Source organism: Paenarthrobacter sp. NPDC057981 (assembly GCF_042886835.1).
In the GTDB taxonomy this organism is placed as follows: domain Bacteria; phylum Actinomycetota; class Actinomycetes; order Actinomycetales; family Micrococcaceae; genus Arthrobacter.
The window spans coordinates 210,244-230,768 of record NZ_JBHVQI010000003.1 but is presented as its reverse complement, the minus strand read 5'-3'; the positions used below and the strand labels follow the sequence as shown (position 1 = coordinate 230,768).

The window sequence follows — 20,525 nt, the reverse complement described above, 5'->3', positions numbered from 1 at the left end:
ACAACAAGGTCATGGCCGAGGCCAAGAGTTCCTAATCAATGAGTCATGCGAGCAATTACTCTACTTGTGACCTGCTAGGTTCCAAGCGGAGCAAATGTGCCCAGCGCCTGAGGCGGGACTCTATTCAATACCCGCGAACAGTTCGTTCAGTTCGGCCGTGAGCTGCTTTCGAATAGCGGGCGTGCCCACTTCCTTGCCGTTGATGTGGTTCACGGGTGCGATCAAGCGGATGCTCGAGATGAGCCAGACGGCGTCGGCGTCGAACAGGTCCCGGGGCTCCAGCGGCCCGTAGCCCAATTCCCAGCCCGCCGCCTTGGCCGCAGTGAACAGTGCCCCCTGCGAGGTGCCCGGGAGGATCCCGCTGTCCAGTTGCGGCGTGATGAGGCGACGAACAGTCCTGACGGAACCGTCGCCGTCGTCGACTGTTTCAAGGTGCGCCAGCAGGACAGTGGACGTGGGTCCCTCCAGGACGCGGCCATCGGTGGAGGTGAAGATCGCGTCGTCTGCGCCCTGCTTGTGCGCATAACGCAGCGCGGCCATGTTGACGGCATAAGACAGCGTCTTGGCACCGAGCAAGAGCCACGGCGCGCGCTCGCCGGCTTCGGTATCGAAACCGCGGTCCAAAAGCACGACGTCGATACCCGTCTCCCGCTGTCGGCGACTGCCCGCGGGTGAGGGCGACGCCTGTACCCAGCAGGTGGGGCTCGCCGCACCTTCAACACCTCGGGTGACGAGCAGCTTGACCACCACTTCGTCTTCCTCGGGTGTAGGCGCGGGGTGAACTTCGCGGAATTCCGTAATCGCGGTGTCGATTGCCCTTCGCCACGCGTCCTGTGACGGCAGGGTCAGGTCCAGTGCTGCCGCGGAACCGGCCAGACGGTTGAGGTGCGCCTGGACCTTCCGTGGGCGGCCCTGAACGGCCAGGAGCGATTCGAACACGCCATCACCCCGGGTAGCTCCCAAGTCCGTGGCCATGAGCTGCGGCTGGCTGGAGTCGGCAATACGGCCGTTTTCGAAGGCGGGGTCCAGGAAAACGAGGACCGTTGGAGCTACTGAAGTCATGGTCCCAGCTTAGTGCGGGCTACTGCTGGTGGCTTTGCCGGATAGGCTGTGGTCACTGTTGTTCATGAACCGTGGGGGTTTGTCACGTGCTCTTTCCTTTTCCGTTTGGCCAGGAATGGACCTGGTTGCTGGGTGCGTGGGCCATCGCGGAAGTCGTCATGCGGATCGTCCTGCTGGGAATCATTCCCGGCAACCGTCGTCCCACCACCGCCATGGCTTGGCTTTTGGCTGTGTTCCTCATCCCTTCCGTGGGTTTTGTCCTGTTCCTCCTTTTTGGCAATTTCAAACTCTCCAGGCGCAGGCGGGAGCAGCAGGAAGAGGTCAACCGCCGCGTGCGCGCAGTGACCTCCGATCTCTCCGATCCTGTGAGTATCTACTCCGGCCCGGAGTGGGTGAAATCAGCCAGCGAGCTCAATCATCGGCTGGGCTCCCTGCCCATGGTGGATGGCAACAAGGTGGAACTGATTCCCGGGTACGAGGAATCCATCAAGGCCATGGCCGAGGCCGTCAGGGGCGCCACGAACTACATCAACGCCGAGTTCTACATCATGAGCAGTGACTCCGTGACAGACGAGCTTCTGACCGAGCTGGAGAGAGCCACTGAACGTGGCGTCACCGTAAGGCTCCTCTTCGACCACATCGGAACCTTGCGGGTCAAGGGCTACCGACGCCTGATCCGCAGGCTCAAGGCAGGCAAGATCCAGTGGAAGAGAATGCTCCCGCTGCTGCCCATCCATGGCCAATGGCGGCGTCCGGACCTGAGGAACCACCGCAAGATCATGGTGATCGACGGGCAAGTCGCATTCACGGGCTCACAGAACCTGATCGAACCCTCCTACAACAATCCCAAGCACCGCAAGGTTGGCCGTAAGTGGGTTGAGCTGATGTCCAGGCTTGAAGGACCGATTGTGCCCACCCTCAACGTGGTGTTCGCGACGGACTGGCTCAGTGAAACTGACGAATCCCTGGAGGACCAGTTGCGTCTTCCGGCACTCCCCGCTCCCGGACAGGTGACAGCACAGGTAGTGCCGAGCGGCCCGGGGTTTGCCACCGAAAACAACCTGCGCCTTTTCAACACGCTGATCTATTCGGCGCAGCACAGGATCTCGATTTGCAGCCCGTACTTCGTGCCCGATGATTCACTCCTCTATGCCATCACCACGGCTGCCCAAAGGGGCGTGGATGTGGAACTGTTTGTCTCGGAGAAAGGCGACCAGTTCCTGGTGCACCACGCGCAGCGCTCCTACTACGAGGCCTTGCTGGATGCTGGCGTGCGGATCTACCTGTACCGGGCTCCGTACGTCCTCCACGCCAAGCACTTCACCATTGATGACGAGGTGGCCGTTCTTGGTTCCAGCAACATGGATATGCGCTCCTTCTCCCTGAACATGGAGGTTTCGGTGATGCTGTTGGGCGCCGAAACCGTGAACCTCATGCGGGCCGTGGAGTCAACGTATCGGGAGGTGTCCCGCGAGCTTACGTTGGACGACTGGATGGACAGACCCCCTCTGGCCAAGTATGTGGATAACGTCGCCAGATTGACCGCGACGCTGCAGTAGTTTTTGTACAGCTAACGCGCTTAGGGGGCCTTTATAAGGGCATTAGCTGTACAAAAACTCAGTGGGGGAAGTCGGAGCCAAGGGTTGAGAGCACGCCGAACGCCTTGGTCCGGATCTCCTCGTATTCGTCATCTGCGACGGAATCTGCGGTAATGGCCCCGCCCACGCCCAGGGTCAACGTCCGGCCGCCGTCAGCGTCGGGGTTCACCACCAGTGTGCGGATGACCACGGCGAGGTCTGTGGCGGCGTTCAGGGAAAAGTAACCAATGGCGCCGGAGTAGATGCCTCGCGGCCCTGATTCGAGCTGGTCGAGGATGTCCATGGTGCTGATTTTTGGGGCGCCTGTCATGGACCCTGCGGGAAATGCCGCGGCGACTGCTTCAGCCCGGGGAGCGCCCGGCCGGAGGTGGGCATCGATAGTGCTCACCATCTGGTGGACGGTGGCGTAGCTTTCGATGGCGCAAAGCCTGCTCACCGTTACCGAGCCGGGGATTGCGAAGTGGCTGAGATCGTTACGCAGGAGGTCAACGATCATGATGTTTTCGGCGCGATCCTTCAGCGATGTCTCAAGATCCTGCCGCAACGCGGCGTCCTCGGCCGGGTCAGCAGAACGGCCCCGGGTGCCCTTGATCGGCTCGGCGCGCATGCCGCCGTCGGACAGTATCCGCAGGAACCGCTCAGGCGACGTGCTGGCAATCTCCAGTCCGCCGAACCGGAGGTAACTGGCGAACGGCGCCGGGTTCCGGCGTCGCAAGGCAAGATAGCTGCTCCACGCGTCCAGCTCCCCGGCGGGCGCCTCGAGTGTGGTGGTCAGGCAGATTTCGTAGGAGTTGCCTTCGCTGATCTGTTGTTGCGAGTCGGCGATCTTGCGCTTGTAGTCGGTGGCGGAATCCCGGCTGGCGAACTCGGGAACCGCTGCGCCAAGGGTGCCCGCAGCGCCGGAGCCGCCTAAAGCAGCGGCAGCACCGCCGTCGGAAGCCCTGACGACGGCGGTACGCGCCTCCCGCAGCCAGTCGCCGGCGTCGGGGGCTTCCAAGGCAAGCAGCCAAACCGTGTGTTCGCGATGGTCGAGCACCACGGCCCGGCCGGCGAAGAGGAGCGCGGCGTCAGGGGTGTCCGACTGGACATCGTTCCCGCCGGTTTCGCGCTTGAGTTCGTAGCCCAGGTATCCGAGCCAGCCGAGCGTGAATTGGGCGTCGTATCCGCGGGGCGCGCGCACGGCCCGGCGGCCCCAGACGGAGTCGAGCCAGCGGAAGAAGGGACCAGGTGTGGTCACCGTGGCGGACCCCGCGGTTACTTTGGTGGCTCCGGAGCGGTGCTGTACCGACTGGCCGAAGGTGCCGCCGTCGTCGGCCAGGATGCTGAAGCGGCTGCGGGCGGCGGCCTGGGAGCGGCCGGCCACGGCCGCGGCGTTGGAAGAATCGAGCCACACGGCGTTCGTTGACCGGCCGTAGAGGGTCTCGAAGAGCAGTGCGGCGTCCGGGGTTGCTTCGAGGCGCTCGGACCGCAACTGCAACCCGCGGCGGGCGCTGAGTTCGGGGGAGAGGATGGCCGCCAGCGACGGCAGGTACATCAGGGCCCGCAGCACATCTTCTGGTGCGCTGCCGTCGGCCGGATTCTGGACGTGGATGTCGGCGTCCTCAATCACCGAATCCGCCGAGAGCCACTCTTCCTCTTGCGCGGCCCAGCTGTCCCAGTACGGTTCGTAGGTGCTTCCGTCGCGCGTCAGGGCACGACGACGGCGATCGTCGCCTGGCGCTTCCACCCACACCACCGCGTCCAGCATGGAACGGCCTGCTTCAGCGCCGGCCCCGACGCCCTCGACGATGACGATCTCAGCGGGCAGCGTGACGTTCAGGCCGCCGTCGTAATGCCGTTCCCAATCCCAGCTGACCCATTCGGCGGCTTTGCCCTCGCGAAGTGGCGCCAGGACGGTGGCCACGTAGCGCTCAATGCCGGTGCGCAGCCCATTCCATCCGGGATAGATGTCTTCGAGGTGGAAGAGCGAGACTTTGTGGTGTTGCCGCAACCGGGCCGCCAGTTCCACGGCCAGAGTGGTTTTGCCTGCGCCGGACCTGCCGTCAACAGCGATGATCACGGGTGCGGGGGTCATGTCATAGAGGTTACCTGCTGGTGCTCGTGACCTGCTTCGGTGTCCGCCTTGGCGATCGCTGACTTGACGTGCTTCACGATGCCCGGGATGGCACCTTTTATCAGCGTCCAGGTGTTGTCGAAATCTGTGTGCCCGCCGTACCAAGGGTCTTCGATGCCGAGATCGAGGGTGTTTCGCCCTGCCACCTGCGGGTCGAAGCTCCTGAGCATGCGGACTTTTTCCAGGGATCCGCGGTCCGGGGCCCCTTCCTGGAGCCAACCGAAGTGGTCGACGTCGAGGGCGAGGATCAGGTCACGGCCTGCGAACCATTCGCGCCTCCACTCGCGGGCGATGTGGTCCTCGGAGGCGATGTGCTGGGCGGTCAGGACCCGGGCGGCGCGGGGGTCGATGGGGTGGCCGACCTCGTACCCCGTGGTGCCCGCCGAGTCGATCTCTACGAGTCCGCCGAGCCCTTCCGCGGCGAAGGCTTCGGTCAGCATGAGCGCCGCCATGGGCGAGCGGCAGATGTTTCCAGTGCAGACCGTGATGATGCGGTATGGGCTCGTCGTTGAGTACATTCAGCAAGCATGGTCGATGTCACCCCCTCTTGGCTAGGGGCAACTTCACAAGTGAGTCACTTTTGGTGTCAAAGTTGTCACAGGGTGGGTGCGGGGCGCCTGCGTCAGGCCGTGGCGGGTTCCGCTGCTTCAGCCGCCAGCGCCGTTGCCGCCAGGTGGACAGTACGTACGACGGCGGCCCGTCGCCTCTGGACGCGGCCTGGGTCATTGCCGGCCATCAAACCGTCCAGTGCAGGCAGGACGGGAGCCGAATCGCAGAGGCTCACGATGGTAATGAGGAGATCTCCGGCATCTTCCCTGGAGATTCCGGGCAGGGCTGCGATGGTGCTGTTGACCTTGGAAGCGCAATTGGCCATGCGTTTGGGCAAGCCCACAACTTCGGTGCCGCGCTCCAGGCCCTCCCAGAACAAAAGCCGGGGTGCGGTGGCGTCTTTCTGGTGGTGGTCAAAGAGTCGCCCGGCGTAGTCCGCCATTGCTTCCGGGCCGGTGCCTTCGATGGGTACCTCGTCCATGAGGGAGCTGAGGGCGGTGACGATGACGGCGTCGAACAATGCGTTTTTGTTGCCGAAGTACTGGTAGATCCGCTCCTTGTTGACCCCGGCCTCGGACGCGATCCTGTCAATGCGGGCGCCCGCCAATCCGCGAGTGCAGAACTCGGTGGTGGCGGCCTCAAGCAGCAGGGCCTTGGTTCGTTCTGTGTCCCATGCCATAGGGTCATATTAGCAGTTTCCAACTAAGTAGTTGTAATTGACTGCGTGCAGGGTTATGGTGATCTCACATCAATTACAACTATCTGGTTGGAGAATCTGATGACGACCCCCGTCGCCGCCGAATCAACTGCCCCCGAAGCCCCGGCCGTCGCGCCAAACCCAAGCGCCGCCGTCGTTCGTCCCCAGGGGCCTTCCGTCCACATGCGGGCGCTCATCACGTGGATCGCCATCTTCCCGCTGGTCTCCATCGGAATGCTGTTGCTCGGCCCCATCATGGAACCGTGGCACCCGGTCCTTCGTGCCCTGGTATTGACCGCGTTCGTGGTTCCCACCGCCGTGTATGTGGTTGTGCCCCGCCTCATGGCCGGACACGGTGCGCTGAGCCGCAGGGCGGTCGAGCGTTCAGCCCGCAGCGCAGCCCGCAGTGCAGCCCGCAAGTCCGCTTAACCCAACTAGGGGACAGCACATGCTCCACTGAGCACTCAGTAGAGCAAGAGCTGTCCCCTAGTTGGGTGCACGGGGGGGGTTAGGAGGCGCGGGTGGCTTCGACTTCCCCGAGGGTTGCGTAGGCGGCCTGCGTGCCCTTCTTCGTTGCGGCCAACGCTGCGGCCACCGAAGCGAACGACGCCGCGTCAACGAGCGAATCACCCGCGGCCAAGCGTGCAGCCACGGCACCGGTGAACGCATCGCCGGCACCCGTTGTGTCGACAGCGGAAACCCGCGTCGGAGCGATCCGGGTCAGCTGCTCCCCGCGAGCCAAAGAATCCAGCACCACCGATCCCTGTGAACCAAGGGTCACGAGAACCCGCTGCAGGCCCCGGTCGGCGAACTGGCTGCGGACGGGCTCCCAGGCTTCCGCGTTCGCATCGGCGGAAGGAATGTTCGCCTCGGAACCAAGGAACAGGGCGGCCTCGTGCGCGTTCACCAGCAGCACGTCGCTCAAGCCGGCCAACAACTCCGGCACCTCAGCGTAAGGCGAGAGGTTCAGCAGGACGGTAGCTCCGGCGTCGTGCCCTGCCTGCGCGGCGGCCACCACGGTATCGATACCCACCTCCAGGCAGAGACAGACGACGGCGGCGTCCCGGAAGGCGGCGAAGTCCACGTCGGCCGGGGCCAGCGTGCCGTTGGCGCCGGCGGAGATGATGATGCTGTTCTCACCGTTGGCATCCACCGAGATCACTGCGACGCCGGTCGCGGTATCTGAGCGTCGAACCCGCGAGACGTCCACCCCGGCGTTGGCGGTGGACTCGAGGAGCATGGTCCCGTTGGAGTCCTCGCCCACGGCGCCGATCAGGCTCACCTTGCCGCCCAGCTTGCTGGCCGCGACGGCTTGGTTGGCGCTCTTGCCGCCGGGATTCACGGCGAAGCCGTTGCCATGGACGGTCTCGCCGGGCTGAGGGAGCCGCTCGGTGTAGATGGTCAGGTCCGCATTCAACGAGCCGACGACGACGATTCCGGACGTGCTCACGCGGCCACCTCTTCGTCTTCGTGGACCTCGGCGTCAACCGGCTTGGGGATCAGCAGCGAGGCCGCGAACGCAGCGAACGTAATGGCAAAACCAACGACGACGACGGTCAGGTAGGAGGCCTTTGCGTCACCGAGCGCTGAGGTCGCCACCAGGACGGCAGGCAGGACCAAGAAGCTCAGTCCGGCACCCAGGTTGAAAGCGCCGGCGTTCATGCCGGGGAGGAATCCGGGGTTGCCCTTGGGTGAGAGCACCACGCCGAGTCCGTTCAGCATGATGTTGACGGTACCGGCGTACATGATGCCCAGCAAGGCCGTCCCCACGATCATCATGGGCAGGTTGTTGAGGCCGAAGAGGGCGATGATGGCCAGGGCCATCAGGCTGCCAACGAGGCCGATGCGGAGCACCTTGGTGTAGCCGAGGACCGGGGCGAGCCGGCCGCTGATCGGTCCGAAGACCCAGCCGAGGAGCGCGTATGGGGTGAGGATCATGAGCGACATTTCGGTGGGTCCCACGCCGAAGCCCGGGTCAGCAGCCTGGACGAATGCCGGGACGATGCCGTTGATCACCGCGAAGATGCCGGTCATGGTGAGGGTGGTGGTCAGCAGGGGAGCCCACGTGGAGCGCTGGCGCAGGTGCACGGTTTCCACCATCGGCTGCTTGGCGCGCTTCTCGACGGTCCAGAAGGCAAAGAACGCGACGACGGCGATCACCGTCAGGCCGATGGCCAGGGTCAGCGTCCCGGCGTCGAAGGCGGAGGCGAGCTTGGCACCCTCGTTCAGGGCGGTCAGGAGAGCCCCGACAGCAATAACGATAAAGAACACGCCGAGCCAGTCCATGGTGGTTCCGGCGGCCGGCTTGCTCTCGCTGGCGAGGAACGCGATCAGCGCGGTGGCTACGACGGCCAGGGCGACCATGAGCCAGAAGATGCTGCGGAAGCCGAAGTTTTCTGCGAAGTAGCCGCCAACGAAGGAGTCGACGCCGGCCACCCCGCCATTGACGGCCGTAATGAGGCCCATGAGTGCGCCGTACTTGCGCGGGTTGCTTACAGCGGAGCGGAGCATGATGAGGCAGAGCGGAACGGTCGGGCCGCTGACGCCCTGGATGATGCGGCCAACAAAGAGCCACGTTACGTCCGGAGCCAAGGCGGCGATGACCGAGCCGACGGCCATCAGGATCATCATGCCCACGAGAATTTTCTTGCGGCCGACAATGTCGCTGAGCCGGGGTAGGAACAGGGAGAACAGCGCTGCGGCCGTGAAGAACCAGGTCTGCGAAAGGCCGATGGTGGCCTGGTCCGTCTGGAGTTCGTTGCCCATGGTCACCAGGGCCGGGCTGAGCATGGAGGCATTGAGTTGGAAGGCCACGCAGGCTGCCAGCAGGGCGACCATGAGGGCCGTGACGTTGTTCCGGGTGGATTTGGTTTCAGCGAGGGTGGACATTACTTCGCGCCTTCCGTGACAAGGGCGGCTTCGGCGAGCTGCGTGCCAGAGGAAGCACCGCCGTCGTGCGTTGGCTCGCCGATCCGTTCAATCGCGTCGGTGACCAGATCCCAGAACTTCTTGTGGTCCAGCTCAACGGCGACCGAGGTGTGGCAGTCCTCAGGGGCGGGGGCGCGGAAATCGGCAACCGTCATACCGAGGGTGAGCTTCCCCTGCAGTTCGATATCCACGGGGACCTTGCGGGTGGTCATCACCGTGGGGTCGATGACGTAGGCGACGGCGCAGGGGTCGTGCACAGGCGGGAAGTCGAAGCCCTGGGCGTCCTTGTAGGTTTTCTTGAAGAACTCCATGAGCTCCAGGACGAACTGTGCGGGCTTGGTGCCGATCTTGGCGATGCGCTCCACCACTTCATCCGTGGCCAGCGCCTGGTGCGTGAGGTCCAGGCCGACCATCACCACGGGCCACTTCTCGTTGAACACGATGTGTGCGGCCTCGGGATCGATGATGATGTTGAACTCGGCAACGGCGCTCCAGTTGCCCACGTGGTAGCCGCCGCCCATCAGGACAACTTCCTTGACGCGCTCCACGATGCGCGGCTCCTTGCGGGCAGCCATCGCGATGTTGGTCAGGCCCGCGGTGGGAACCAGGGTGACCGTGCCCGGCTCATGCGCCATGACGGTTTCGATGATGAGGTCGACGGCGTGTCGCGGGTCCAGCTCGATAGCGGACTCGGGCTGCTCCGGGCCATCCATGCCGGAATCGCCGTGGATGCTGGGGGCGGTTTCGATGGTCCGCACCAAGGGGCGGTCGCAACCGGCGGCGAATGGGACGCCCGTGATGCCTGCGATGGTGGCTACGGAAAGCGCGTTGCGCGTGACCTTCTCGAGGGTCTGGTTGCCAACCACAGTGGTCACGGCCAGCAGCTCGATGTCCGGGTTTCCGTGCGCCAGCAGCAATGCCACTGCGTCGTCATGGCCAGGATCGCAATCAAGAATGATCTTTTTGCGGGGGTTGGTTTCCACGTTTCTCTCCACGTCATTGGGGCCTGCCACGAACATGCCCGGGGCAGGGCGATAAGCATTCAGGGTGATTTTGGCATTGCTTCGGCGGCTACGTCAAACGCTTAACGTCGAGAGCGTCAAGCGCTTGATGCCTTCTCGCAGGTCAGGACCGTATAACAACGCTACGATCGATACATGGAATCCCTGGAGCGGCGCAGCGGCCGAGCACATCGCACGCCCCGGGTGACGGCTGCCATGGTGGCCGCGCGGGCAGGTGTCTCCACGGCCACGGTCTCCCTGGTGGCCAACGGCAAGACTCAAGGACGGGTATCGGACGACAACATCTCCCGCGTCCGGTCCGCCATCGCCGAACTGGGCTACGTGGTGGACAGCATTGGGAGTTCCCTTGCCCGCGGCGTCAGCTCCATCGTCATCCTGGTGACGCCCGATGTGTCCAACCCGTTCTTCGCCAACGTGATCGCCGGGGTCAGGGAAGCCCTGGGCGCAGAGTATCAGCTGCTGCTCTCAGTGACCGACGCCGGCGAATCACCCCAGGCTGCCGACGTGCGCAAACTGCTGGCCCTCCGCCCTGCCGGCCTGCTGGTGGGAGCTCCGAGCGCCGAATTCCTTGAAGATCTCTCCGCAGCCGGTCCACTGGTCCTGCTGGACGCCCCGGGGTTGGAAGCCTATGCACCCTCGGTGAACCTCGACGTTGCCCAAGGGGCGCGTGAGCTGGCCCGCCATTTGGCTTCCTCCGGGCACACCCGCGCAGCCTACGTTGACGGCGTCACCGGCACCACCACGTTTCAACTGCGCCGCGACGCTTTCCTTGAGGAAGCAGCAGCCTGCGGCCTGGCGGTCGACGCCGCGCACGTCATCAGTACAGCGATCGACGTCGGTGCTGCCGCTGCCGCGTTCGCCCAAGCCTGGCCCGGGTGGCAGCGCGAGGGGGTGACCGCCGTCGTCTGCGGTACTGACACGCACGCCTACGGCGTGCTGCAGGAAGCGCGCGTGGAGGGGGTGGCGATCCCCAAGGAGCTGGCGGTGGCAGGCTTCGACGATCTTCCCTACTCCGCCACCAGCAACCCCAGCCTCACCAGTGTGCACCTGCCCGCGACGCCTTTGGGGCGCAAGGCGGGGGAGCAGCTTCGAGGACTCATGGAAGGCACACCGTTGGCCGAGCCGCACGTGACATTGGAGAGCTCGCTGGTGGTGCGGGGATCTACGTCGTAGCTATCGCGTCAGCGGGCGAAGTTTCTCTTCGCTGACGGGCAGTGAAACCGTGAAGTAGATCTGCGGAGCGGTCATGTCGCCCCAATCGTCCTTCTTCACCCGAACTGCCGACGGCGTGACTTCGGCGATCCGCACGCGGAGCCAGCCGCCGTCGTCGAGCCGTAGTTCATGGGGGTCTGCCAGGTAGCGCAACCCGAGGTCATCTAGTGTTTCCTCGGCGGTGAACCAATCCACAACGTCCGTGCGTGGGCGTCCGAGCATGTCGATGGCGACGAATCCTTCATCGACGGGCTTCATCCATCCGACGTGCTCGCCGTCGTCCGCGCGGCGGTGCTCGATCCAGTCCGGTTCCATGCCTCCGACCGTAGCACTGGGTGGGCTTTGACGGGTTAGTGGATGACTGCCAGCAGGATGCCGACCAGCACGAACAGGCAACCGAAGATCCGGTTGAGGACCTTTTGGCCCTTTTGGTCATGGGTAAAGCGTTGGAATGAACGTGCCGCCAAGGCGAAGAAGAACCACATGACCATGATGTCGATTGCCAGGACAGTGGCGGTCAGCACGACATATTGCTGCACCAGGGGTTGGTCCGGGCGGATGAACTGAGGCATGAAGGCCAGGAAGAAGACAATTGCCTTTGGGTTCAGCAGGTTGACCCAGACACCCCGCTGGAACATGGAAAGTGCGGGCTCGTTCTTCTTGTCATCGACCTGCTCTTTGTCCAAGTCAGGCTTGTGCAAGAACTGCCGGATGCCCAGGTACACCAGGTACGCGGCACCGGCGTAACGGATGACGTTGAAGATCACCGGTGAGTTGGATACCAGGACGCCCACGCCCAAAGCGACGATCAAAATGTGAATGATCAGGGCCACCTGTTGGCCGAGGATGCCCCAGATGGAGCGTCGGAAGCCGGAGTTGAGCGAGTTGCTCATGGTGAAGATCGCGCCGGCGCCGGGAGTGAAGCTGATGAGGGTGCCGGCGCCTACCAGGGCCAGCCAAAGTGAAAACTGCACCATGTCAGCTTATGCGGGGCTGGCCGGTCGCCGGGACGCGTGCCGCCCCGACCCACTTTCACGCGGCGGGCCACCGAATGCACCCGGACGGTGGCCGCCAGCCGGAACTGGCGGCCACCGCTCCCTGTTACGGGACGTTGTGCCAGAACCAGCGGGCAACATCAACGGCTAGCCGGATGATGTTGACCACCAAGTTCCAGGCGCCCCATGATTCCTTCCATTTGCGTTTGGAAGTCATGCCGGCACCTCCTCCATGGGAACAGGGCGCGGCCACACTACGAGGAGCTTCAGGAACGTTGCACCTATAGCGTGAGGGGCCATAGACTCAAGGGGTGATGTTTGAGGTCTATGGCCCTCCAACCGCACCAAATGAGCGCACCGCGCTGAACAGGGACCCGATTGCCGTCGGGTCCATTGTTCCTTAACGGCACCACAGGACTTCTTCCTGGTCCTCCAACCCTGAGGGAACGCAAGCTTCTTTCCCCTAGGGGGTTTAAAGCTGTGGATCGCTTCCCTGCCACTTTGTTGAGAAAGCTCCGTGCCTGCGCCGGGACGCGTGCCGCCCCGACCCACTTTCACGCGGCGGGCCGCCGAATGCACCCGGAATGGGTTGATTTAGGCGGTAACGGAGCCGAAAGAGGGTCGTGAAGCTACAGCCAACCCGGCAACCAATGAGGCAGACTGATCCCGTGAGCGGAACTCCATGGGTGCTGCACGTTGACCTCGACCAGTTCATTGCGGCGGTCGAAGTACTGAGGCGCCCGGAGCTTGCCGGTAAGCCGATCATCGTGGGCGGCCGAGGGGACCCCACCGAGCGTGCTGTCGTGTCGACGGCGTCCTACGAGGCCCGGGCATTCGGCGTTGGGTCGGGAATGCCACTGCGCATCGCAGCTCGAAAAGTACCGGACGCCATCATCCTGCCCGTCGATCAAGAAGCGTATCTGGCTGCTTCCGAAACCGTGATGACCACCCTCCGCGAGCAGCCAGGAGCCACAGTGCAAGTGCTGGGCTGGGATGAGGCGTTTGTCGGCGTCCACACCGAGGACCCGGAGGCGTACGCGCAGCAGATTCAGGCCGCCGTCCTCGAGAACACCCAGCTCCACTGCAGCGTGGGCATTGGTGACACCCTGGTCCGAGCCAAGAACGCCACCGATTTCGGCAAACCGGCTGGCATCTTCCGCCTGACGAAGGACAACTGGCTGGACGTCATGGGGGAGAAACCCACCATCGGGTTGTGGGGCGTAGGTCCCAAGATCTCCAAGCGACTGGCAACCCACGGAATCACCACGGTGAAGGAACTCGCCGCCGCAGACCCGCAGGACCTGGTTCCCGAGTTCGGCCCGAAAATGGGCCCGTGGTACGCGCAACTCGGCAGAGGCGAGGGCGCCACGGAGGTCGATGACACGCCCTGGGTTGCCCGCGCCCACGGCCGTGAAACCACGTTCCAGCAGGATCTCACCGAACCCGGCCAGATCGAAAACGCCCTCAAGGAGCTGACCGCCCGCGTCCTGGAAGACGTCGCCGCCGAAGGCCGGCCCGTAGTCGGTCTGACCCTCAAGGTCCGCTATAAGCCCTTCTTCACCAAGACCTACGCGAGGAAAATCCCCGAGACTTATGACCGCGACGAAGTTCTGGCTCAGGCGCTGGACCTTTCCGCCAAAATCGAACCCGAGCGGCCGATCCGCCTTCTCGGGTTAAGGGCGGAAATGTCGATGCCCGAGGAAGCCAGGAAGGGCCACACACCCACCCGCAGCGGTTGGTGAACCGGCGTCGCGCGTTGGTAAGGACGCCAAGCGAAAAGCGCCCGACGCCGGCCTGCCGCCTACCAGCGCGGGTGGATCGCTTCGCGGAAGTAGCGGTCGTAGATGTCCCGCACCCCGTCCGCCAATCCTGCGCCGACAACCTGCATGTCTCCGGCCTCGGCGTTGGCCGCGGCTTGCTCGGCCGAGCGGGCTCCCGGAATCACCGAGGTGACGCCGTCCTGGGCCACAACCCAGGCGAGGGCCGCCTGCGGGGTGGTGACGCCGTCGGGAACCAAAGCGCTGAACTCCTGCGCGGCTTTGACACCGGTGGCGAAGTCCACGCCCGAGAAAGTCTCGCCGACGTCGAAAGCTGCACCGTCGCGGTTGTAGTTCCGGTGGTCGTTGGCGGGGAATTCGGTGTCGGTCGTGTACTTGCCGGACAGGAGACCGGAAGCCAACGGGACGCGCGCGATGATGCCCACCCCGGCTTCCTTGGCTGCGGGCAGGACCTCATCGAGCGGCTTCACACGGAAGGCGTTCAGGATGATCTGGACTGAGGCCGTGTTGCCGCGCTTGATGGCTTCAAGGGCCTCGTCCGTCCGTTCCACGCTGACGCCGTAGTTGCGGATGGCTCCCTCGCTGACCAAGGTGTCCAAGGCGTCATAGACCTCGGAGCTGCTGTACACCGCGGTGGGCGGGCAGTGCAGCTGAACGAGGTCCAGGGTGTCCTGCTGCAGGTTGCGCCGGGACCGGTCGGTCCATTCCCGGAAGTTCTTGAGGGTGTAGTTTTCCGGGACCTGGTCCACCCTGCGTCCCATTTTGGTGGCTACCGTGACGTTGAGCTCCGGGCGCTCACTGAGGAACCGCCCGATGAACTGTTCGCTACGCCCGTCGCCGTACACGTCCGCGGTGTCGAAGAACGTGACGCCGTGCTCCACAGAGGCTTCCAGCACGGCAAAGGCGTCCGCCTCCGTGACGGAACCCCAGTCGGCTCCGAGCTGCCACGTTCCCAGCCCGACAGTAGAAACGGGTCGGCCGGTCTTGCCAAGTATGCGCTGTTCCATGGTTCCGACTATAGGGGGTCACGACCCGCCGTCGTCCAGCTTTGTGACCTTCCCCAGCAGGTAGCGACGCTCCTGCAGGCTCTGTGTTTTTTTGGCTGCGGCAAGAAAAGCTGCGCGGGCCTCCGGAAGCAAGCCCGCCATCTCGTACAGGTGCCCGCGTACGGCGTCGAGCCTGTGCGATCGGTCCAGTGCAGCATCCAGCCCGGACAGCAGCTCAAGACCCGCCGCAGGCCCCTTCACCATGGCCAGAGCCACTGCGCGGTTCAAGGTCACCACGGGACTCGGAGCGACAGCCTCCAACACCGTGTACAAGGCAAGTATCTGCGGCCAATCGGTTTCCTCGTTGGACCCGGCTTCTGCGTGGACCGCCGCGATCGCCGCCTGCAATTGGTACGGTCCGGCAGCACTACGACCCAGCACTGACGACAACAGCGCAACGCCCTCGTCGAGTTGCGCGCGGTTCCACAGATTTCGGTCCTGCTCAGCCAGCGGCACCGGGGTCCCATCGTCCAGAGTGCGCGCCGATCGCCGGGAGTCGGAGAGCAGCATCAGCGCCAGCAGTCCGGTCGCCTCCGGTTCGGCGGGGGCAGCGGTCACCAACAGGCGAGCCAGCCGGATGGCCTCCGTAGTAAGTTCTTCGCGCTGCAGCGACGCACCGGAGCTCGCAGCGTAACCTTCGTTGAAGATCAGGTACAGGACGTGAAGTACGACGCCGAGCCTCGCCTTCCGCTCGGAAGCCGGCGGCATGCTGAAGGTTGCGCCGGCCTTCTGGATCCCCTGTTTCGCGCGGCTGATGCGTTGTCCCATGGTCGCTTCGGGGACGAGGAAGGCTGAGGCGATTTCCGCCGTCGTGAGTCCTCCAACTGCCCTCAGCGTCAGGGCCAGTTGCGATGGTGCCGACAACGCGGGGTGGCAGCAAAGGAACATGAGGGTCAGGGTGTCGTCTGTTTCCGGGGCGGCGCTGTACTGGAAGTCCATGGCCGCGACCCGTTCCTCACGCGCACGCCGGGCATTTTCGCTTCGATGGAAATCCACCAAGCGGCGTGATGCGACCGCCATCAGCCATGCTTTCGGGTTGTCCGGCAGGGCAGAGGGCCACTGGAGGGCGGCCTCCAACAGCGCTTCCTGGACGGCGTCCTCGCAGGCATCGAACTGGCCGTGCTTGCGTGCCAGCACGCCGAGGACCTGCGGCGCGAGGGTGCGCAGCAGGTCCTCTAATCGCATGTCGCGAGGGGGTTGGGCCAAGTGCTATACCTCCGGAGGGCCGTCCGCGAGGGCGCGGAGCTCCACGACCTGGGAGTACTTCACAATGCTGGAACAGATTTCCACGGCTCGCTCCTCGCTGGCGACATCGACCACCCAGTAGCCGACGAGGGATTCCTTGGATTCGGCGTAGGGGCCATCGGTGGTGATGACGCCGTCCGGGGTCTGCTTGACGAGCTTCGCCGTGCTGCCGTCGGTCAGGCCGGCGTTGAAGACGAGTTCCCCGGATTCGGTCAGGTCCTTGTCGATCTGGATCATGAATCCGATCATTTCCCGGATCCATTCAGGATCGGCGGTCTCCATCATGCCTTCAGCGGACCCGAACATCATGATCATGTATTTCATGGCTAACTCCTTGTGATGTGGCGCCCTGGATGGGTGCTTCACTCATGGGTCGGAACTGGCGAGGGCATTTCTACATGGTTCCGGAATTTTTCTTGCGGCTTATGCCCGGGCGATGACTTCACCGTTCGGAATGAGGAAGTAGCCGTCCTCAGTGGCGCCCCAGCGGTGCCAGCCGGCGGCGATCCGGGCAAGGTCGGCTTCGTTGGCCAGGCCGTATTCCAAGGCCTGCTCCGCGAATGCGGAGTGCAGCACCCTTTCGCTCCAGACCCGGGATTGCCAGGCACGTTGCTGGGCCGTGGCGTAGAGCCAGTTGCTGCTGGTGGGGGCCACCTGCGTGAACCCTGCCTGCTGCGCCCATGAGACCAAGCGCCGCCCGGCGTCGGGTTCTGCTCCGTTGCGCCGGGCGATCTTCTGGTACAGCTCCATCCAGTCGTCGAGTTCCGGTACTTCCGGGTACCAGCTCATGCCGTGGAAATCGGCGTCGCGCACGGCGACGATGGCGCCGGGTTTGGCTACGCGGCGCATCTCACGCAGGGCCGCGACCGGGTCGGTGAGGTGCTGGAGGACCTGGTGGGCGTGGACGAGGTCGAACGATTCGTCCTCGAAGTCGAGATCGTAGATATTGCCGGTTTGGAACGCCACGTTGTCCACGCCGCGTTCCCTGGCCAGTTCGGTTGCCTGCGCCACGATATCGGCAGAGCGGTCCAGACCGATCACTTGCCCCGGCGCAACCAGCCCCGCGAAATCGCACGTTATGCTCCCAGGCCCGCAACCGACGTCGAGAACCGACGTTCCGGGGGTGAGATGGGGGATCACGAACGCCGCCGAATTCTCGACCGTCCGTGAGGCGTGGGCCCGGACAACCGACTCGTGGTGCCCGTGGGTATAGACATCTTCTGGCTGCTGCGCGTTCATAGGGAAACGCTACAGCCACCCCACCCCAACTGGGGGACAGGAAACGGTCCAATAGGGGCTCATTGGGCCGTTTGCTGTCCCCTAGTTGGGTTCAGCCGCTGTGGCTTGGCGCCGGGCTTCGATGGTCGCCTGCACCATGTCGGCCATGAAGCGGCGTACGAGTTCCAGTTCCTCCGCGCTGTACTCGGCCATGGCCTTGCCCATGCGCATGGCGAGCGGCATGAAGATGGCACTTCCATCCCGGTACGCCTTGGGGGTCATCTGGAGTTGAACCTGACGACGGTCCGTGCCCAGGCGCTCGCGAATTACGTGACCGCTTGCATGGAGGCGGTCAACCAGTGCCGTGGTGGCGGGGGAGCTCAGGCGCAATTCACTGCGAAGCACTCCCGGCGTCACCACGAGTCCGGCGGCCGAATGTCGCATGATCACTGCCAAGGCGTTGAGGTCGGTGCGGTGCATGTCGTTTGCTCCGCCGGCAGCATCCACGTAGTGGTTGGCTTCCAGCGTGAAGTCCTGGAGCAGGCGGACCAGGTCCTGGGCGGCGCCCGACGGCGGGACGGCACCTTCCTCGGCTGCGCCCGACGGCGGGACGGCACCTTCCGGGGCGGGGCCCTGTGCTGCGGCAGGGTTGCCGGTCCGCTGCCCGTTCGTGTCCGACATCTGCCCTCCTTGAGTCATTTCTGCCCTCCGGATATTACTCCCCGGCCCGCCCCTTCAGCGCATTCCTCCCAGGAGGCCTCTTGATTAGTTCCATGATGGAGATACTCTATAGTCTAATGAAACCACTCAGAAGCTTCCCCAAGAAGAAGGACTCATGAATCCGCAGAAAGTACCGTTCTGGCTACGCTGGCTGGTGCCGGTGGTGCTCGTAATTACCTGGCTAGGCATCGCAGGAGTGGGCGGCCCCACGTTCGGGCGCCTGGACGAAGTCTCCTCCAACGACCAGGCATCCTTCCTGCCCGCTGGGGCGGAAGCCACCGAAGCCGGCGACTGGCAGGCCAAGTTCCGTGATTCCAAAGAGATCCCCGCTGTGGTCATCGTTGAAAATGACTCAGCATTCACCCCGGCCCAGCTGGGCGAAGCAGCCAAGCTGAAAGCCGACATCGAGGCACTCAAGCTGGGGAGCGGCGTCGTCGGTCCTATTCCCTCGGAAGATGGCAAAGCCGTCCAGTACATCGTCCCGATCGCTGAATCCGACGAGATCCGCGACGTGGTGAAGGAACTGCGCGACGTCGTGCAACCGGGCGCACCGGACGGCATGAAAGCGTATGTGACAGGCCCGGCGGGACTGACGGCCGACCTCGTCAACGCCTTCGGAGGCATCGACGGAATCCTGCTGCTGGTAGCCCTGGGCGCAGTATTCGTGATCCTGCTTCTGGTGTATCGCTCGGTGGTCCTGCCGCTGGCGGTGCTTTTCACCTCGGTGTTCGCCCTGTGCGCCGCGATCCTGCTGGTTTTCGGCATGGCCAAGATCGGCTGGATCCAGCTGAACGGCCAAAGCCAGGGCATCCTGTCCATCCTTGTGATCGGTGCCGCTACGGACTACGCGCTGTTGTTCGTGGCTCGATTCCGTGAGGCGCTGACCCACACCCGAAACCGCACGCAGGCCGTTCTGACCGCGTGGAAGGCGTCCTTCGAGCCAATTCTTGCCTCCGGCGCCACCGTCATCATTGCCTTGCTCTGCCTTCTCTTCTCCGACCTGAATTCCAACAAGGCGCTGGGTCCCGTGGCCGCTGCCGGGATCCTTTGCGCGCTCTTCGCTGCGCTGACGCTCCTTCCAGCGTTGATGGCTTTGCTGGGACGCGCCGCCTTCTGGCCCTTCCGGCCCAAGCTGCTGCCCGACGACGAACGCGAACCTGACATTGTGACCGGACTTGAGGGACAAAAGGGTCTGTGGCGCGCCACCGGCCGCCTGGTCTCGCGGCGCCCGCGCATCGTCTGGATCGCGTCTGTGCTTTTGCTGCTCGTGGCCGCGACGGGTGTCCTGCAACTGAAAGCCAACGGTGTCCCGCAGACCGACGTGATCCTGTCCAAGTCCGACGCTGTGGACGGCCAGGACGCTCTGGCGCGCCATTTCGACGCCGGCAGCGGCAGCCCCGCCGTCGTGGTCGCCTCCCAAGGGGCCGCGCAGCAGGTCCTGGACAAGGTCAAAGCGGCCGACGGCGTTGGCGACGCCTACCTGCTGGCCGACGGAAGCGTGCCCATAACGGGAGCGCCGGGAACGCCGTCCGAACCCGCGGTCCGCGACGGAAAAGTGCTCATCAACGCCACACTGAACAATGCGGCTGATTCGATCGAGGCCGAAAATGCGGTGAAAGCCCTGCGCGTTGCCGTCAAGGAAGCAGACCCGGGAGCGTTGGTTGGCGGTGTCACTGCCACAGCCTTGGATACCAACACCACCGCGCAACGCGACCTTGTAGTGATCATCCCGATCGTGCTGGTGGTTATCCTCTTCATCCTGATGCTGCTGCTGCGCTCGGTGGTCGCGCCGGTGCTGCTGGTGCTCTCGGTGGTGCTGTCCTACGGCGCCGCGATGGGTGTCTCGGCGTGGGTATTCAACGGGATTTTTGGATTCTCGGGAGCTGACGCCACCGTCCCCCTGTTCGGCTTCGTGTTCCTGGTTGCGCTGGGCGTGGACTACAACATCTTCCTGATGAGCCGCGTCCGTGAAGAATCGCTGAAGCACGGGACCCGTCCGGGCATCCTTCGGGGCTTGGGCGTAACAGGCGGTGTCATTACCTCGGCTGGCGTTGTCCTCGCCGCCACGTTCGCCGCGCTGGGCGTCATCCCCATCATGTTCCTGGTGCAGCTGGCGTTCATTGTGGCGTTCGGCGTGCTCCTGGACACCGTGCTGGTCCGATCCTTGTTGGTCCCGGCGTTGGCGTACGACATCGGCAACAAGATCTGGTGGCCGGGCAAGCTTGGGCGCGGATCTTCGAAAGACCCGGTTGGACCGCGCGGTGAGCGTGAGGAAGAAGCAGCGTCCGTGGGGCGATAGGTCAAGAACGCTCCGTCAGAAAGTGGCGGGCGGGCGGCGCTCA

At 64.1% G+C, this 20,525-nt stretch carries 19 protein-coding genes; 5 read left to right on the top strand and 14 right to left on the bottom strand.

Going from position 1 to position 20,525, the window contains the following annotated elements; translation table 11 throughout:
- Positions 1 to 120: 120 nt before the first annotated feature.
- Positions 121 to 1,062: an aminodeoxychorismate lyase gene (locus ACFVSI_RS05815; RefSeq protein ID WP_387820650.1), complete on the bottom strand. Its 942-nt coding sequence runs from the start codon at positions 1,060 to 1,062 to the stop codon at positions 121 to 123.
- 86 nt (positions 1,063 to 1,148) lie between these two features.
- Here ACFVSI_RS05815 and cls point away from each other — a divergent pair, with 86 nt between their 5' ends.
- Positions 1,149 to 2,621, top strand: a complete 1,473-nt coding sequence (cls, locus tag ACFVSI_RS05810; protein WP_387820647.1) for a cardiolipin synthase — start codon at positions 1,149 to 1,151, stop codon at positions 2,619 to 2,621.
- A 58-nt stretch (positions 2,622 to 2,679) separates the two neighbouring features.
- On the opposite strand, the gene pabB is transcribed toward cls, so the two are convergent.
- The 3 genes from pabB to ACFVSI_RS05795 form a co-directional block, all read right to left on the bottom strand.
- A complete protein-coding gene (gene pabB / locus ACFVSI_RS05805) occupies positions 2,680 to 4,734 on the bottom strand; it encodes an aminodeoxychorismate synthase component I (protein ID WP_387820644.1) in 2,055 nt (684 codons plus the stop codon).
- Positions 4,731 to 5,291: a low molecular weight protein-tyrosine-phosphatase gene (locus ACFVSI_RS05800; protein WP_387820641.1), complete on the bottom strand. Its 561-nt coding sequence runs from the start codon at positions 5,289 to 5,291 to the stop codon at positions 4,731 to 4,733. Before ACFVSI_RS05800 ends, pabB begins: the two co-directional genes overlap by 4 nt.
- Before the next feature lie 104 nt (positions 5,292 to 5,395).
- Positions 5,396 to 6,001 carry a TetR/AcrR family transcriptional regulator gene (locus ACFVSI_RS05795; RefSeq protein ID WP_387820639.1) on the bottom strand — a complete coding sequence of 202 codons (606 nt, stop codon included), beginning with the start codon at positions 5,999 to 6,001 and terminating at the stop codon, positions 5,396 to 5,398.
- A gap of 99 nt (positions 6,002 to 6,100) precedes the next feature.
- On the opposite strand from ACFVSI_RS05795, the gene ACFVSI_RS05790 reads away from it, so the two are divergent.
- Positions 6,101 to 6,448, top strand: a complete 348-nt coding sequence (locus tag ACFVSI_RS05790; RefSeq protein WP_387820636.1) for a hypothetical protein — start codon at positions 6,101 to 6,103, stop codon at positions 6,446 to 6,448.
- Between the two features lie 79 nt (positions 6,449 to 6,527).
- Here the strand turns inward: ACFVSI_RS05790 and ACFVSI_RS05785 are convergent, their stop codons facing one another.
- The 3 genes from ACFVSI_RS05785 to ACFVSI_RS05775 are packed head-to-tail and all read right to left on the bottom strand — an operon-like array spanning position 6,528 to position 9,966.
- Positions 6,528 to 7,469, bottom strand: coding sequence for a ribokinase (locus ACFVSI_RS05785; protein WP_387820633.1), 942 nt, complete (start codon positions 7,467 to 7,469; stop codon positions 6,528 to 6,530).
- A complete protein-coding gene (locus tag ACFVSI_RS05780; protein WP_387820630.1) occupies positions 7,466 to 8,908 on the bottom strand; it encodes an MFS transporter in 1,443 nt (480 codons plus the stop codon). The genes ACFVSI_RS05785 and ACFVSI_RS05780 overlap by 4 nt, the downstream gene beginning before the upstream one ends.
- Positions 8,908 to 9,966, bottom strand: a complete 1,059-nt coding sequence (locus ACFVSI_RS05775) for a nucleoside hydrolase (protein WP_387820627.1) — start codon at positions 9,964 to 9,966, stop codon at positions 8,908 to 8,910. The genes ACFVSI_RS05780 and ACFVSI_RS05775 overlap by 1 nt, the downstream gene beginning before the upstream one ends.
- A 138-nt stretch (positions 9,967 to 10,104) precedes the next feature.
- Here ACFVSI_RS05775 and ACFVSI_RS05770 point away from each other — a divergent pair, with 138 nt between their 5' ends.
- Positions 10,105 to 11,142 (top strand): LacI family DNA-binding transcriptional regulator, encoded by a 1,038-nt coding sequence (locus ACFVSI_RS05770; RefSeq protein WP_387820625.1) that lies wholly within the window; start codon positions 10,105 to 10,107, stop codon positions 11,140 to 11,142.
- Here the strand turns inward: ACFVSI_RS05770 and ACFVSI_RS05765 are convergent, their stop codons facing one another.
- Entirely contained in the window at positions 11,143 to 11,496 is a 354-nt protein-coding gene (locus ACFVSI_RS05765; RefSeq protein ID WP_387820623.1) for a hypothetical protein, read from the bottom strand.
- Positions 11,497 to 11,531: 35 nt separating this feature from the next.
- Positions 11,532 to 12,158 carry a LysE family transporter gene (locus tag ACFVSI_RS05760; protein ID WP_387820620.1) on the bottom strand — a complete coding sequence of 209 codons (627 nt, stop codon included), beginning with the start codon at positions 12,156 to 12,158 and terminating at the stop codon, positions 11,532 to 11,534.
- 668 nt (positions 12,159 to 12,826) lie between these two features.
- On the opposite strand from ACFVSI_RS05760, the gene ACFVSI_RS05755 reads away from it, so the two are divergent.
- A complete protein-coding gene (locus ACFVSI_RS05755) occupies positions 12,827 to 13,918 on the top strand; it encodes a DNA polymerase IV (protein WP_387820618.1) in 1,092 nt (363 codons plus the stop codon).
- 59 nt (positions 13,919 to 13,977) lie between these two features.
- Here ACFVSI_RS05755 and ACFVSI_RS05750 read toward each other — a convergent pair whose 3' ends face one another.
- The 5 genes from ACFVSI_RS05750 to ACFVSI_RS05730 form a co-directional block, all read right to left on the bottom strand.
- A complete protein-coding gene (locus tag ACFVSI_RS05750) occupies positions 13,978 to 14,961 on the bottom strand; it encodes an aldo/keto reductase (protein WP_387820616.1) in 984 nt (327 codons plus the stop codon).
- Positions 14,962 to 14,979: 18 nt separating this feature from the next.
- Positions 14,980 to 16,185, bottom strand: a complete 1,206-nt coding sequence (locus ACFVSI_RS05745; protein WP_387820614.1) for an RNA polymerase sigma factor — start codon at positions 16,183 to 16,185, stop codon at positions 14,980 to 14,982.
- Between the two features lie 24 nt (positions 16,186 to 16,209).
- A complete protein-coding gene (locus ACFVSI_RS05740) occupies positions 16,210 to 16,569 on the bottom strand; it encodes a YciI family protein (protein WP_144661061.1) in 360 nt (119 codons plus the stop codon).
- A gap of 99 nt (positions 16,570 to 16,668) precedes the next feature.
- Complete coding sequence (locus ACFVSI_RS05735) at positions 16,669 to 17,484, bottom strand: methyltransferase domain-containing protein (RefSeq protein ID WP_387820612.1); 816 nt, start codon at positions 17,482 to 17,484, stop codon at positions 16,669 to 16,671.
- A gap of 81 nt (positions 17,485 to 17,565) precedes the next feature.
- On the bottom strand, positions 17,566 to 18,144 hold the full coding sequence (locus tag ACFVSI_RS05730; RefSeq protein ID WP_387820609.1) for a MarR family winged helix-turn-helix transcriptional regulator: 579 nt from the start codon (positions 18,142 to 18,144) through the stop codon (positions 17,566 to 17,568).
- 154 nt (positions 18,145 to 18,298) lie between these two features.
- On the opposite strand from ACFVSI_RS05730, the gene ACFVSI_RS05725 reads away from it, so the two are divergent.
- Positions 18,299 to 20,482: an MMPL family transporter gene (locus ACFVSI_RS05725; RefSeq protein WP_387820606.1), complete on the top strand. Its 2,184-nt coding sequence runs from the start codon at positions 18,299 to 18,301 to the stop codon at positions 20,480 to 20,482.
- The last annotated feature ends 43 nt before the right edge of the window (positions 20,483 to 20,525 follow it).

Bases quoted from the DNA above. Each gene is read 5' to 3' on its own strand.
- ACFVSI_RS05815 (WP_387820650.1), bottom strand. From the start codon at position 1,062: ATGACTTCAGTAGCTCCAACGGTCCTCGTTTTCCTGGACCCCGCCTTC.
- pabB (WP_387820644.1), bottom strand. From the start codon at position 4,734: ATGACCCCCGCACCCGTGATCATCGCTGTTGACGGCAGGTCCGGCGCA.
- ACFVSI_RS05800 (WP_387820641.1), bottom strand. From the start codon at position 5,291: ATGTACTCAACGACGAGCCCATACCGCATCATCACGGTCTGCACTGGA.
- ACFVSI_RS05795 (WP_387820639.1), bottom strand. From the start codon at position 6,001: ATGGCATGGGACACAGAACGAACCAAGGCCCTGCTGCTTGAGGCCGCC.
- ACFVSI_RS05790 (WP_387820636.1), top strand. From the start codon at position 6,101: ATGACGACCCCCGTCGCCGCCGAATCAACTGCCCCCGAAGCCCCGGCC.
- ACFVSI_RS05780 (WP_387820630.1), bottom strand. From the start codon at position 8,908: ATGTCCACCCTCGCTGAAACCAAATCCACCCGGAACAACGTCACGGCC.
- ACFVSI_RS05775 (WP_387820627.1), bottom strand. From the start codon at position 9,966: ATGTTCGTGGCAGGCCCCAATGACGTGGAGAGAAACGTGGAAACCAAC.
- ACFVSI_RS05770 (WP_387820625.1), top strand. From the start codon at position 10,105: ATGGAATCCCTGGAGCGGCGCAGCGGCCGAGCACATCGCACGCCCCGG.
- ACFVSI_RS05765 (WP_387820623.1), bottom strand. From the start codon at position 11,496: ATGGAACCGGACTGGATCGAGCACCGCCGCGCGGACGACGGCGAGCAC.
- ACFVSI_RS05760 (WP_387820620.1), bottom strand. From the start codon at position 12,158: ATGGTGCAGTTTTCACTTTGGCTGGCCCTGGTAGGCGCCGGCACCCTC.
- ACFVSI_RS05755 (WP_387820618.1), top strand. From the start codon at position 12,827: ATGAGGCAGACTGATCCCGTGAGCGGAACTCCATGGGTGCTGCACGTT.
- ACFVSI_RS05750 (WP_387820616.1), bottom strand. From the start codon at position 14,961: ATGGAACAGCGCATACTTGGCAAGACCGGCCGACCCGTTTCTACTGTC.
- ACFVSI_RS05745 (WP_387820614.1), bottom strand. From the start codon at position 16,185: ATGCGATTAGAGGACCTGCTGCGCACCCTCGCGCCGCAGGTCCTCGGC.
- ACFVSI_RS05740 (WP_144661061.1), bottom strand. From the start codon at position 16,569: ATGAAATACATGATCATGATGTTCGGGTCCGCTGAAGGCATGATGGAG.
- ACFVSI_RS05735 (WP_387820612.1), bottom strand. From the start codon at position 17,484: ATGAACGCGCAGCAGCCAGAAGATGTCTATACCCACGGGCACCACGAG.
- ACFVSI_RS05730 (WP_387820609.1), bottom strand. From the start codon at position 18,144: ATGTCGGACACGAACGGGCAGCGGACCGGCAACCCTGCCGCAGCACAG.
- ACFVSI_RS05725 (WP_387820606.1), top strand. From the start codon at position 18,299: ATGAATCCGCAGAAAGTACCGTTCTGGCTACGCTGGCTGGTGCCGGTG.